The organism is Bradyrhizobium sp. MI1.11, from assembly GCF_055811255.1.
This window is the reverse complement of record NZ_JBVVPM010000104.1, coordinates 1-12881: the sequence shown is the minus strand read 5'-3', so window position 1 is coordinate 12881 and position 12881 is coordinate 1. Positions and strand designations below refer to the sequence as shown.

At 65.0% G+C, this 12881-nt stretch carries 11 protein-coding genes; 6 read left to right on the top strand and 5 right to left on the bottom strand.

All coding sequences use genetic code 11. The annotated features are described in order from the left end of the window. Nucleotides 1-168 precede the first annotated feature (168 nt). Nucleotides 169-396, bottom strand: a complete 228-nt coding sequence (gene rpmE, locus AC0L30_RS41445) for a 50S ribosomal protein L31 (RefSeq protein ID WP_007599895.1) — start codon at nt 394-396, stop codon at nt 169-171. A gap of 212 nt (nt 397-608) precedes the next feature. On the opposite strand from rpmE, the gene AC0L30_RS41440 reads away from it, so the two are divergent. From AC0L30_RS41440 to AC0L30_RS41430, 3 genes are all read left to right on the top strand, one after another. Next, nucleotides 609-2435: an ABC transporter ATP-binding protein/permease gene (locus AC0L30_RS41440; protein WP_354200415.1), complete on the top strand. Its 1827-nt coding sequence runs from the start codon at nt 609-611 to the stop codon at nt 2433-2435. Between the two features lie 512 nt (nt 2436-2947). After that, a complete protein-coding gene (locus tag AC0L30_RS41435) occupies nt 2948-3313 on the top strand; it encodes a GNAT family N-acetyltransferase (RefSeq protein ID WP_157158624.1) in 366 nt (121 codons plus the stop codon). Between the two features lie 162 nt (nt 3314-3475). Next, nucleotides 3476-3649: a hypothetical protein gene (locus tag AC0L30_RS41430; RefSeq protein ID WP_007599901.1), complete on the top strand. Its 174-nt coding sequence runs from the start codon at nt 3476-3478 to the stop codon at nt 3647-3649. 331 nt (nt 3650-3980) lie between these two features. Here AC0L30_RS41430 and AC0L30_RS41425 read toward each other — a convergent pair whose 3' ends face one another. The 4 genes from AC0L30_RS41425 to AC0L30_RS41410 form a co-directional block, all read right to left on the bottom strand. Further along, complete coding sequence (locus AC0L30_RS41425) at nt 3981-4202, bottom strand: hypothetical protein (RefSeq protein WP_007599912.1); 222 nt, start codon at nt 4200-4202, stop codon at nt 3981-3983. Between the two features lie 96 nt (nt 4203-4298). Beyond that, a complete protein-coding gene (locus AC0L30_RS41420) occupies nt 4299-4745 on the bottom strand; it encodes a GNAT family N-acetyltransferase (protein ID WP_007599913.1) in 447 nt (148 codons plus the stop codon). Next, complete coding sequence (locus AC0L30_RS41415; RefSeq protein ID WP_018454615.1) at nt 4745-5773, bottom strand: peptidoglycan -binding protein; 1029 nt, start codon at nt 5771-5773, stop codon at nt 4745-4747. The genes AC0L30_RS41420 and AC0L30_RS41415 overlap by 1 nt, the downstream gene beginning before the upstream one ends. Nucleotides 5774-5777: 4 nt before the next feature. Then, on the bottom strand, nt 5778-6797 hold the full coding sequence (locus tag AC0L30_RS41410; RefSeq protein WP_354159374.1) for a flagellar motor protein MotA: 1020 nt from the start codon (nt 6795-6797) through the stop codon (nt 5778-5780). Between the two features lie 234 nt (nt 6798-7031). Here AC0L30_RS41410 and AC0L30_RS41405 point away from each other — a divergent pair, with 234 nt between their 5' ends. The 3 genes from AC0L30_RS41405 (at nt 7032) to AC0L30_RS41395 (ending at nt 12796) form a co-directional block, all read left to right on the top strand. Then, on the top strand, nt 7032-8051 hold the full coding sequence (locus AC0L30_RS41405) for an SAM-dependent methyltransferase (protein WP_473406670.1): 1020 nt from the start codon (nt 7032-7034) through the stop codon (nt 8049-8051). Between the two features lie 231 nt (nt 8052-8282). Continuing rightward, nucleotides 8283-9476, top strand: coding sequence for an efflux RND transporter periplasmic adaptor subunit (locus AC0L30_RS41400; protein WP_473406671.1), 1194 nt, complete (start codon nt 8283-8285; stop codon nt 9474-9476). 161 nt (nt 9477-9637) lie between these two features. After that, complete coding sequence (locus AC0L30_RS41395; protein WP_473406669.1) at nt 9638-12796, top strand: multidrug efflux RND transporter permease subunit; 3159 nt, start codon at nt 9638-9640, stop codon at nt 12794-12796. Nucleotides 12797-12881: the final 85 nt, after the last annotated feature.

Sequence of the window (12881 nt, the reverse complement as noted above, 5' to 3'; positions counted from 1 at the left end):
GATCTACGCCAATACTGTCGTGCAACGGGGCACGCCCTGGATCGAAAAAGCCGCCTAGCCTTTAATGGTTGCTACGAGTTCTCGGCCTGGTCGAGAGTACATCGCCCCAAAACAAAAACGCCCCCGGCTCTCCGGGGGCGTTTTCGTCTCCAGCCTCGAGGGGCCGGATCAATCCTTTTTGAGAAAGCCCGAAAACTTCTTCTGGAAGCGCGAGACGCGGCCGCCGCGATCCATCAGCTGCGCGTTGCCGCCGGTCCAGGCCGGGTGCGACTTGGGGTCGATGTCGAGGTTCAGCGTGTCGCCTTCCTTGCCCCAGGTGGAGCGGGTCAGATACTCGGTTCCGTCGGTCATCACGACCTTAATCGTATGATAGTTCGGGTGAATTTCGGCTTTCATGGCAATTCCTCGGCGCCCCGGCGCCTCACTTGAGTGGCTATCGAATGACGGATTTGGCGCGGTCTATACCCCACGAGGCCCTGTAAAACAAGCCGTTGCAGGGCCTTAGTAGGGGACCGGGCGGCCCCTTAAGGGACATCCCGGATTTGCCACTCCCGCTCGCGCGGCCTATCTGGAGCAGACTACCTCTCTTTGTCTTTTGGTCGGATCTCATGAGCGCAGTAGAACGGCTTGAAACCGGGCCCGCAGAAGCCCCGTCGATCGAGGCCGACCTGATCGAGGCGCCGGCGAAGAGCCGCGCCAAGCTGCGGCCGCTGCTGGCGCTCGCACCCTATGTGGCGCGCTATCGCGGTCGGGCGGCGCTGGCCTTTGTCGCGCTGACGATCGCGGCGTTGACCACCCTGCTGGTGCCGGTCGCGGTGCGCAGGATGATCGATTTCGGCCTGACGCCTGAGGGCATCGAGCTGATCAACAGCTACTTCTCGGTGATGATCGCCGTCGTCGCCGTGCTCGCGCTGGCGAGCGCCGCGCGCTACTACCTCGTGATGACGATCGGCGAGCGCATCGTCGCCGATCTCAGGCGCGACGTCTTCGCCCATCTGCTCTCGCTGTCGCCGGCCTTCTTCGATTCCGCGCGCAGCGGCGAGCTGGTGTCGCGCCTCACCGCCGACACCACCCAGATCAAATCCTCCGTCGGCGCCTCGGTTTCGATCGCGCTGCGCAATCTGATGATGTTCTTCGGCGCTGCGGCGATGATGGTGATCACCAGCCCGCGGCTATCAGGCTTCGTGCTGCTGGCCATTCCCCTGATCGTGCTGCCGCTGGTCGCCTTCGGGCGCTGGGTGCGCCGTCTGTCGCGCAATGCGCAGGACACGCTGGCCGAGGCCTCCGCCTACGCGAGCGAGCTGGTCGGTGCGATCCGCACCGTGCAGGCCTATACCAGCGAGAGCCTCGCCGAGAGGCGCTTCGGCGGCGAGGTCGAGCAGGCCTATGAAGCCGCGCGCACCTCCACGCAGGCGCGCGCCGTGCTCACCGCCATCATCATCTTCATCGTGTTCGCAAGCGTGGTCGCGATCCTCTGGATCGGCTCGCACGACGTGCTCACAGGCACCATCACGCCGGGCCGGCTCGGCCAGTTCGTGCTCTATGCGGCCTTCGCCGCGGCTGGCCTCGGCCAGCTCAGCGAGGTCTGGGGCGAGATCTCGGCGGCATCCGGCGCTGCCGAGCGCCTGTTCGAGATTCTGCATGTGCAGCCGGACATCACCGCGCCCACGTCGCCGCGCGCGCTGCCGGTGCCGGCGCGCGGCGAAGTCGGCTTCGACCAGGTCAGCTTCGCCTATCCGGCGCGGCGCGACGTCAATGTGCTCGATGCCGTGTCGTTCACCGTGCGCCCCGGCGAGAAGGTTGCCATCGTCGGTCCGTCCGGCGCCGGCAAGAGCACGATCTTTCATCTGCTGTTGCGCTTCTACGATCCGCGCAGCGGCGCGATCTCGCTCGACGGCGTGCCGGTCAAATCCGCCGATCCGCGTGAATTCCGCTCCCGCATCGCGCTGGTGCCGCAGGAATCCAACGTGTTCGCGGCCAGCGCCCGCGACAACATCCGCTTCGGCCGGCCCGATGCCACCGACGCCGAGGTCGAGCGTGCCGCCGAGCTCGCGCACGCCGCCGAATTCATCCGCCGCCTGCCCGAAGGTTTCGACACGCCGCTTGGTGAGCGCGGCGTGACGCTATCAGGCGGCCAGCGCCAGCGCATCGCGATCGCGCGTGCCATCCTGCGCGATGCGCCGCTGTTGCTGCTGGATGAAGCCACTTCCGCGCTCGATGCCGAAAGCGAGACGCTGGTGCAGACCGCACTGGAAGAGCTGATGCGCCACCGCACCACGCTCGTGATCGCGCACCGCCTCGCCACCGTCTTGTCGTGCGACCGCATCCTGGTGATGGACCAGGGCAGAATCGTCGAGCAGGGCACGCATGCGGAGCTCGTGGCCGCGAACGGGCTTTATGCAAGGCTGGCGAGGTTGCAGTTCGAGGGGGCGTGAGGCGAGGGCGCTCGGAACGCCGCCCCACTCAAGGTGTCATCACCCGCGAAAGCGGGTGATCCAGTACTCCGAGACGGAAGTGATCAACCGATAAGCCGCGGCGTACTGGATTCCCCGCCTTCGCGGGGAATGACAGCGGAGGTTTTGGAAGCCGCTTCGCGCCACATCGGCTTCCTCGAACAGCACGAGCGGATCTTCCGCATCGCAAGATTGGTCGGGCTGTGTGCTTTGCCGGTGCCGGTGCTGCGACTGCGCTCGGACCAGCGAACCAGGCGGCTTCGTTTCCGCTGGCTTGCCCTTGTCGGACGCGAAGGGGACGGAGTGCCCGCCTCATCGAGGCCCGCTGCTAGGCCAGTATGAGACATCGGAGGCGGCGATGTGGTATCCGAAATCAATGCATGGAGCCAAGCCTCGTGACTTGTGTTCTCAGACCGCCAACAGTTGAGGAGCTACCTACGCTCTCGGCCTTGTGCCTTAGATCGAAAGCTGTATGGGGCTACGGCAACGACTTCATGGAGGCCTGTCGGAGCGAACTCACCATCGAAGCATGCGAACTCCAATCCAGTTCAATTGCAGTGGCGGAAGAGAACGGCAAGATCGTCGGCGTCGCCCAAGTCAGGGTCACTGGAAGCTGGGCTGATTTGTTGAAGTTGTTCGTCGAGCCGACGATGCTTCGCGGTGGCTTGGGAATGAAGTTGTTTCATTGGGCTGCCAGCGAAGCAACAGCGATGGGTGCTCACCGCATGGCGATCGAGGCCGACCCAGATGCCGCGCCATTCTATCGACGCATGGGGGCGAAGGACTCCGGCTTTGCTCCGTCCGGCTCGATACCTGGCAGAATGCTTCCCAAGCTGATCAAGGAGCTGGGATCGATGTGAAATCGCTCGGCCTTCGGTGGCCCCGAACGGTTGGTCACGACGTTCGCGCTCAGGGTAGACGGGACTTGGCCGCTCGACCGACAAACCGCGCTCACCGCCCTTAGCGGACACCAGCCTCACACGGCTCCTTAACTGAAGTGCCGTCGTGATTTGGAAACGTGCATGATTGTTCTCATCTGCCCAATCCTGTTCATCCTCCTCATCCTGTTCGCCATTCGACAGCAGAAGCGCGGCCTTGCGGGATGGAAAGCGGCCCTGCTTGTTGTCGCAGGTAGCGGCGTCATCGTTTTCATGAGTTTCGGCTTGCTCATCGTAGGCTTCCGCAACTTCGGATAGGCGCAGCCCGCGCCCTGAGCCGCGTGCATGAACCTTGCAGTTCCCCCAGATGTGGCGCCTAATCAGGTATCGCCGGCCAAAGGCTCGTCCGTAGGCGTCGGTGCCTGAGAGATGATTTGTGCTCCCGCCTCAACGGGAGTGCGCCTCATGGCCCAGCCGTACAGCAAAGAGACCCTCGAGCTTTTGGAGCGGGCGCAGCGAGCGATCGATGAGTCGATCCGGCTCCGCGAAGACAGCCACCGCGCGCTCCGCCAGGCTGAAAGCTGGCATTTCGATCTTGAGCTCCGCTTGAGCCGAGAGCGCCTCGCGGCGAGTTACGCGACAGCGCCGCTCATCGACACTTCGGCGACAGCGCCGGCACATTCGGCCACGGCCAATTCTTCCAGCTCCCGTCCTCATCAACGCAGGCCGATGGCTCAAGGCCATGCGTCGGAGCACTCGTCGTCTTGACCGGCGTGGCGAGGCGTTGGTCGACATAGCTCGTCGAGACATATCCGGCGACGATGACGCCGAGCAGGACCGAAGATCCCTTGGCCAGATCGCTCAGTTTCATCGGTCATCTCCATCCGCTTGCCGGCGCAACTTCCGGACACAACGACTAGCCGACGTCCCGGGATCCCGGCGTGACGGGCGTCACGCGCCCCAGAATCTAAGGTTGCCACTCCATCTTCAGCACCGGCCGGCCCGAGGTCGGGTTCACCTCGTCGCCGGCATGGGCAAAGCCGTTGCGCTCGTAGAAGCGGATGGCGCGGCTGTTGTCCTTGTTGACGAGCAGCGTCACGCCTGTCGGCGACAGGCGCTTGGCCTCGTCGACCAGCAGCCGCGCCGCGTCCGAGCCCCAATGCGCGGGATCGACCACGAGCTGGTCGAGATAGCCGTCGCCGTCGATGGTGACGAAGCCGGTCAGCGCGCCGTCCTGCTCCGCGACCACGATGGAGGCTTTCGGCACCAAGTCCCTACGCCAGCGTTCGCGCCACCAGTCCAGGCGCGTGGCGAAGTCGATCTGCGGATAGGCCTGCTGCCAGGTGCGATGCCAGAGGTCGATCGAGGCGGCCTCGTCCTCGGGTCGGTAGAGACGAAGGTGGAGGGCGCTCACTACCGCTCCGTCAGCTTCAGCTCGATGCGGCGGTTGCGCTTGTAGGCTTCCTCGGTGTTGGCGGTGTCGAGCGGCTGGAATTCGCCGAAGCCGGCGGCGACGAGGCGCTGGGCGGGCACGCCGAGCGAGATCAGGTACTGCACCACCGAGATCGAGCGGGCGGCCGAGAGGTCCCAGTTCGACTTGAAGTTCGGCCCGTTGACCGGGCGCACGTCGGTGTGGCCGTCGACGCGCAGCACCCAGGGGATCTCGTTCGGGATCTTCTTGTCGAGGTCGATCAGCGCGGTCGCCAAAGTGTCGAGCTCGGCGCGGCCTTCGGGCAGCAGCACCGCCTGTCCGGTGTCGAAGAACACTTCGGACTGGAATACGAAGCGGTCGCCGACGATGCGGATGTCGGGGCGGTTGCCGAGGATGGCGCGCAGGCGGCCGAAGAATTCCGAGCGGTAGCGCGACAATTCCTGCACGCGCTGCGCCAGGGCGACATTCAGGCGAGAGCCCAGATCGGCAATTCGGTTTTGCGATTCCTTGTCGCGCTTCTCGGAGACGTCGAGCGCTTCCTCCAGCGCCGCCAATTGCCGTCGCAGCGCGCTGATCTGCTGGTTCAGCACCTCGATCTGCGCCAGCGCACGGGCCGAAACCGCCTTCTCGGAGTCCAGCGCCTTGCCAAGCTCGGAGGATTTGCCTTGCGCGTCGTTGCCGGCGGCCGCCAGCCCCTCATAGAGGCCCTTGATGCGGTCGCGCTCGGACTCGGCCGATGCGAGGCCGGCTTTCAGCGACGAGACCTGGTCGTCGAGCGTGAGCTTGCCGAGCTTCTCCAGCGACAGCAATTCGTTGAGCTGCGCGATCTTGGCGTTGAGCTGCTCCAGCGCCTTGTCCTTGCCGGTGACCTCCTGCGACAGGAAGAACTGGACGACCAGGAACACCGACAGCAGGAACACGATCGACAGCACCAGCGTCGACAGCGCGTCGACGAAGCCGGGCCAGTAGTTGAAGGAGGTATCGCCGCGGCGGCCGCGCGCCAGTGCCATGTCGCTACCCCTTCTCGGGCTGACGCGCGATGCGCTCCAGCAGGCGCCGGATCTCGCGGTTCTGCTCGCCCTGGCCGTCGGCCCATTCGCGGATCATCTGCTGCTCGGTCCGCATATGCGAGACCAGCGCCTGGATGGCTTCGGCGAGGCTTGCCATCGCCGCGGTGGTGCCGCGGCTGCCGCTGCCTTCCTCGAGCACCGTGCGCAAGCGCTCGACGACGGCCTGAAGCTCGCCGCTGGCAATGCCGCCGCCACCGGCGGCGACAGCCATCTCGCCGCTGCCATATTCGCGCACGGTGGTGGCAAGCCAGTCTTCGAGGTCGGTGTAGAAACGGTTCTGCGCCTGGCTCGATTGCAGGTCGAGAAAGCCGAGGATCAGCGAGCCGGCGAGGCCGAACAGCGAACTCGAGAACGAGATGCCCATGCCACCGAGCGGGGCGGCCAGCCCCTCCTTCAGCGTGTCGAACAGGGCGCCGGAATCGCCCCCGACCTTGAGCCCGTCGATCACCTTGCCGACCGAGCCGACCGTCTCGATCAGGCCCCAGAAAGTGCCGAGCAGGCCGAGGAAGACCAGCAGCCCTGTCATGTAGCGGGAGATGTCGCGGGCCTCGTCGAGGCGGGTCGCGATCGAATCGAGCAGGTGCCGCATGGTGGTCTGGGTGATCGACATCCGCCCGGTGCGCTCGCCGCCGAGGATCATTGCCATCGGCGCCAGCAGCTTGGGGTGGCGGGCGGGCGCAAGGCCGGGGTCGGCGATGCGGAAATTGTTGACCCAGGAGACTTCGGGGTAGAGCCGGATCACCTGGCGGAAGGCCAGGATGATGCCGATGAACAGCACGCCGCCGATCAGCGCATTGAGCCCGGGATTGGCGAAGAAGGCCTGGATGATCTGCTTGTAGAGCACCACCCCCACCAGGGTGCAGAGCACCAGGAAGACCAGCATCCGCACCAGGAAGACGCTGGGCGAGGATAGCTTGGTATATTCGATGTCGAGGGAGGAGCGGGGCGAGGCGCCTGGCGGCATGGCCGGTATCATCCGTTAACTTGCTTGCGAGGCGCACTATGGCACAGCGCCCGCCCAAAAAAAGCGCCGGATGCGCCGATTTCGGGGAGAGCTGGGGAACCCAACGCTGAAACCGGGCTTTGGTAAGGACGTACTTACCAAATCGTCGGCATTCCACAGGTTCAAGTCGCACTTTCCCCCTTGGCGCCCAAGACTTGCCGTCCAAGATCTGCCGCCCAAAGACGGAGTCGTCGCATGAGCGTCGTGTCCGCGATCATCGGGACTGCCGAACGGGTGCCTTTGCCTGATGTCGTGATCCGCGCGGCGATCCAGCGCCTGTGCTCGCGCACGGTGACGCGGCTGTCCGCGCTGGGCGGGCCGGACGATGCCGCCTTCGCCGGGCGGATGATGCTGCGGCCGATCGCCGAGGACGCGGAGGCCGGGCATGACGAGGTGCCCGCTTCGTTCTTTGCGAAGGTGCTCGGTCCCAACCGCAAATACTCCTGTTGCTTCTACAAGACGGACGCGACCACCTTGCAGGAGGCCGAGGAGGAGGCGTTGCGCCAGACCGCCGAGCATGCCGCTCTCGCCGACGGTCAGACCATCCTCGAGCTCGGTTGCGGCTGGGGTTCGCTGTCGCTGTGGATGGCGCGGCAGTTTCCGCACGCCAAGGTGACGGCGGTGTCGAGCTCGCAGGCGCAGCGCGCTTATATCGAGGAAGAGGCGCGGCTGCGCGGTCTTCTTAATCTCCGGGTGGTCTGCGCGGACATCAACGTGTTCGCGCCCGATGGGCAATTCGACCGCATCGTCTCGGTCGAGATGTTCGAGCATGTGATGAACTGGCGCAAGCTGATGACGCGCCTGCGCGCGTGGCTCGCGCCGGAGGGGCGGTTCTTCATGCACATCGTCGCCCATCGCTCCGGCTCTCACCTGTTCGACCGGGCCGATCGCGACGACTGGATCGCGCAGCGCGTCTCCACGGGCGGGCTGATGCCGAGCCATCACCTCGTCAGGCAATTCGACGATATCTTCACCGTGGAGAAGGAATGGTGCTGGAGCGGCACGCATTATCAGCGCACCGCCAACGACTGGCTCGCCAATTTCGACACGCATCGCGATGCCATCGAGGCGGCCTTGCGCAACATCCACGGCGAGGAGACCGCCCAGCGAATGCGGCGCTGGCGCTGGTTCTTTCTCGCGACCTCGGGCCTGTTCGGCTACGCCGACGGAACCGAGTGGGGCGTCAGCCACTACCGGATGAAGGCGGCGGGATAATTGCGATGTTCCGTCGCAGCACGCGGCGGTGGAACCGGACTCACAATCGGGTGAGGCGCGAAAAGCGTACTGAAGTCAGCATCATAGACCGTGTGACATTGGGCCGCCCGCAAGGTGCGTTGCGTCGCAGCACGTCCCCTCTATTTTGGCGGCATCAGCCGCGTGTCATGGCCCAGAACGGGCCTCGCGCGGACCGTGATCAGTTTCAACAACATCGGGGCACTTAACTTCATGTCAGGACTTCGCGCGCGATCGGCATGCGTTGCAATGATGCTCGCGGCCTTTACGCCGCTGTTGGCAGGCTGCGACGAATCCAGTTCCGCCATTTCAGCCGCCCAGCCCAACGACCCCGACGTCAGCATCGTCATCGTCAAGCCGCAGCCGCGCGCCGTTGTGCGCGAGCTGCCGGGCCGCATTGCGCCGACGCGCGTCTCCGACGTGCGGCCGCGCGTGTCCGGCATCGTGGTCGAGCGTCTGTTCCGACAGGGCAGCGAGGTGAAGGCCGGTGATCCGCTGTACCGTATCGATCCGCGTCCGTTCGAGGTCGAGGTGATGGCCAACGACGCCGCGGTCGCCAAGGCCGAGGCCGCGTTGATGCAGTCGCAGCAGCAGGCGCGCCGCATCGCCACGCTCACCAGCCAGCGCGCCGCGCCCGAAGCCGAGAACGAGAAGGCGATCGCGGCCGAGCGCCAGGCTCATGCCGAGGTCGAGGGCCGCAAGGCCGATCTCGCGCGCGCCAAGCTCAATCTCGACTATGCCACCGTACGCGCGCCGATCGACGGCGTCGTCGGTGCTGCCCTGGTCAGCGAGGGTGCGCTCGCGGTCCAGAACGAGACCAATCTGGCCACGATCCAGCAACTCGATCCGATCTATGCGGATTTCACCCAGTCGGTGAACGAGCTCAACCAGCTCCGCCGCGCCTTCGAGAGCGGTGACCTCGAGCGCATCGCGCCTGACGCCGCCAAGGTGCATCTCGTGCTCGACGACAACACGCTCTACTCGCTCGACGGCAAGTTGCTGTTTTCGGATGCCAAGGTCGACGCCAATACCGGTCAGGTGACCTTGCGCGGTGAGTTCCGCAATCCCAAACGCGAATTGCTGCCGGGCATGTATGTCCGCGTCCGCATCGACCAGGGTCTCGATAGCGACGCGATCGCGGTGCCGCAGCAGGCGATCCAGCGCAATGGCGGCGGCGGCAGCGAGGTGTTCGTCGTCAAGGACGACAATCGCATCGCGGTACAGCCGGTGCGCACCGGCTCGGTGCAGGACGGAACCTGGTTCGTCACCGACGGCCTGAAGGCCGGCGACAAGGTCGTGGTCGAAGGCTTCCAGAAGTTCGCCGCCGGCGACAAGGTCAAGCCGCAATCCTGGTCGGAAGCGGATGCGACTGCCGATAACCGGCACGCCCAGAAGCTGATGCGGTAACGTTCGGGCGTCGCGACTGTCTTGATCCCTCATCCTGAGGAGCCCGCAAAGCGGGCGTCTCGAAGGATGGCCACGGGGGAGAGCCGGGCCTTCATGGTTCGAGACGCGCTTCGCGCTCCTCACCATGAGGGACTAGTGAAACAACGAGGTTAAAAGCGGTAATGGCGAGCTTCTTCATTGACAGGCCGATCTTCGCCTGGGTGGTCGCGCTGTTCATCTGTCTGGTCGGCGCAATTTCGATTCCGCTGTTGCCGATCGCGCAGTATCCGATCATTGCGCCGCCCTCGATTTCGATCTCGACCAGCTATCCCGGCGCCTCGCCCGAAAACCTCTACAACAGCGTCACGCGGCTGATCGAGGAGGAGCTCAACGGCGCCTCCGGCATCCTCAATTTCGAATCGACCAGCGACTCGCTCGGCCAGGTCGAGATCATCGCCAATTTCGTGCCGGGCACCGATACCAGCGCCGCCTCGGTCGAGGTGCAGAACCGCATCAAGCGCGTCGAGGCGCGGCTGCCGCGCGCGGTGATCCAGCAGGGCATTCTGATCGAGGAAGCCTCCAGCGCGGTGCTCCAGATCATCACGCTGAACTCGACCGACGGCAGCCTGGACGAGGTCGGGCTGGGCGACTTCATGATCCGTAACGTGCTCGGCGAGATCCGCCGCATCCCCGGCGTCGGCCGCGCCACGCTGTATTCGACCGAACGCAGCCTGCGCGTCTGGGTCGATCCGGCCAAGCTGGTCGGCTATGGCCTGACCGCCGACGACGTCAACAAGGCCATTGCCGCGCAGAACGCGCAGGTCGCTTCCGGCAGCATCGGCGCCGAACCGTCGACCTCGACCCAGCGCACCTCCGCGCTGGTGCTGGTCAAGGGCCAGCTCTCGTCCCCGGATGAATTCGGCACCATCATCCTGCGCGCCAATGCCGACGGCTCGACCGTGCGGCTGCGCGATGTCGCGCGCATCGAGGTCGGTGGCCTGAGCTACCAGTTCAACACCCGCCTCGACGGCAAGCCGACTGCCGGTCTTTCCGTGCTGATGTCGCCGACCGGCAATGCGCTGGCGACCGCAAGCGCCGTCGAAGAGAAGATGAAGGAGCTGTCTCGCTTCTTCCCGGCCAATATCGGCTACGAAATTCCCTACAACATCACGCCCGTGGTCGAGGCCTCGATCAAGAAGGTGCTGTCGACGCTGGTCGAAGCCATCGTGCTCGTGTTCGTCGTGATGTTCCTGTTCCTGCAGAACATCCGCTACACCATCATTCCGACCATCGTGGTGCCGGTGGCGCTCTTGGGCGCCTGTACCACGCTGCTGCTCGCCGGCTACTCCATCAACATGCTCTCGATGTTCGGCATGGTGCTCGCGGTCGGCATCCTGGTCGACGATGCCATCGTGGTGGTCGAGAACGTCGAGCGCATCATGGCCGAGGAGGGGTTGCCGCCGAAGGAAGCCACGCGCAAAGCGATGTCGCAGATCACCGGCGCCATCATCGGCATCACGCTGGTCTTGATGGCCGTGTTCGTGCCGATGGCGTTCTTCCCGGGCTCGGTCGGCATCATCTACCGCCAGTTCTCCGTGACCATGGTCGCGGCGATCGGCTTCTCCGCCTTCCTGGCACTGTCGCTGACGCCGGCGCTGTGTGCGACGCTGCTCAAGCCCGTCGCTGCCGGCCACGGTCACGCCAGGAAGGGCGTGTTCGGCTGGTTCAACCGGATGCTCGAGGGCGGCAAGGAGGGCTATTCCCGCACCGTCGGTTTCTCGCTGAAGCGCACCGGCCGCTTGATGCTGGTCTATGTCGCGCTGCTCGCCGGCCTGTCCTGGGCCTTCGTCAATCTGCCCGGCGGCTTCCTCCCCGTCGACGACCAGGGCTTCGTCACCACCGACGTGCAGACGCCGTCGGATTCGTCCTATGGCCGGACCGAGGCGGTGATCGAGAAAGTGGAAAAATATTTGGCGCAACGGCCGGGCGTCGACAACGTCACCTTTCTTACCGGCTTCAGCTTCTCCGGCCAGGGCATGAACACCGCGCAGGCCTTCATCACCTTGAAGGACTGGTCGGAGCGCGGGCCGAAGGATTCGGCAGCGGCGATCGTTGCCGACATCAACCGCGATCTGTCGTCGTCGATCCGCGACGCAAAAATCTCCGCGCTGCAGCCGCCGCCGATCGACAATCTCGGCAATTCCTCGGGCTTCTCGTTCCGGCTCCAGGACCGCGGCCAGAAGGGCTATCCGGCCTTGATGCGCGCCGCCGATCAGTTGATCGCGGAGGCCAATGCAAGCGCTGTGCTTCAGAAGGTCTATGTCGAAGGCCTGCCCGAGGCCGGCGTGGTCAATCTCGTGATCGACCGAGAAAAGGCCGGCGCCTTCGGCGTCACCTTCGAGGACATCAACAACACGATCTCGACCAATCTCGGTTCGAACTACATCAATGACTTCCCGAACCGCGGCCGCATGCAGCGCGTCGTGGTGCAGGCCGATGCCCGCGACCGTATGCGGACCGAGGACATCCTCAATTACAACGTCAAGAACAGCCGCGGCCAGCTGGTGCCGTTCTCGTCGTTTGCCACCGTGGAATGGGCGCGCGGACCGACGCAGATTGCCGGCTTCAATTATTATCCGGCGGTGCGCATCTCGGGCGAGGCGAAACCCGGCTTCACCTCGGGCGATGCCATCGCCGAGATGGAACGGCTCGCAGGCAAGCTGCCGCGCGGCTTCGGCTATGAATGGACCGGGCAGTCGCTCCAGGAGAAACTGTCGGGTTCGCAGGCGCCGTTCCTGCTCGGGCTGTCAGTGTTCGTGGTGTTCCTGTGTCTGGCCGCGCTTTACGAGAGCTGGACCATTCCGCTCGCGGTGCTGCTCACCGTGCCGCTCGGCATTGTCGGCGCGGTGGTTGCAGCGATGCTGCGCGGCCTGCCGAACGACGTCTATTTCACCGTCGGCCTGATCACCATCATCGGCCTTGCGGCCAAGGACGCGATTCTCATCATCGAGTTCGCCAAGGATCTGCGGAAAGAAGGCAAGCCGCTGGTGGACGCCACCATCGAGGCCTGCCGCCTGCGCTTCCGCCCGATCCTGATGACCGGCCTCGCCTTCATCTGCGGCGTGCTGCCGATGGCCATCGCCCATGGCGCCGGCGGCGCCAGCCAGCAGGCACTCGGCAGCATCGTGATGGGCGGCATGATCGCGGTGGTGATCCTGGCGCTGCTGATGGTCCCGGTGTTCTTCGTCTCGGTGCAACGCGTGCTGGGCGGGGATCGGGAGAAGGTGGCGAAGGAGGCCGAGATGTATGGGCCGCCCGCGCCGGCAAGGGCCGGCCACTGAACGGCCGGGAAATCGCATATGGCGCGCACGTGCGGCGGCATCGGCAGTGGGCTCCCTCTCCCGCTTGCGGGGGAGGGTTGGGGTG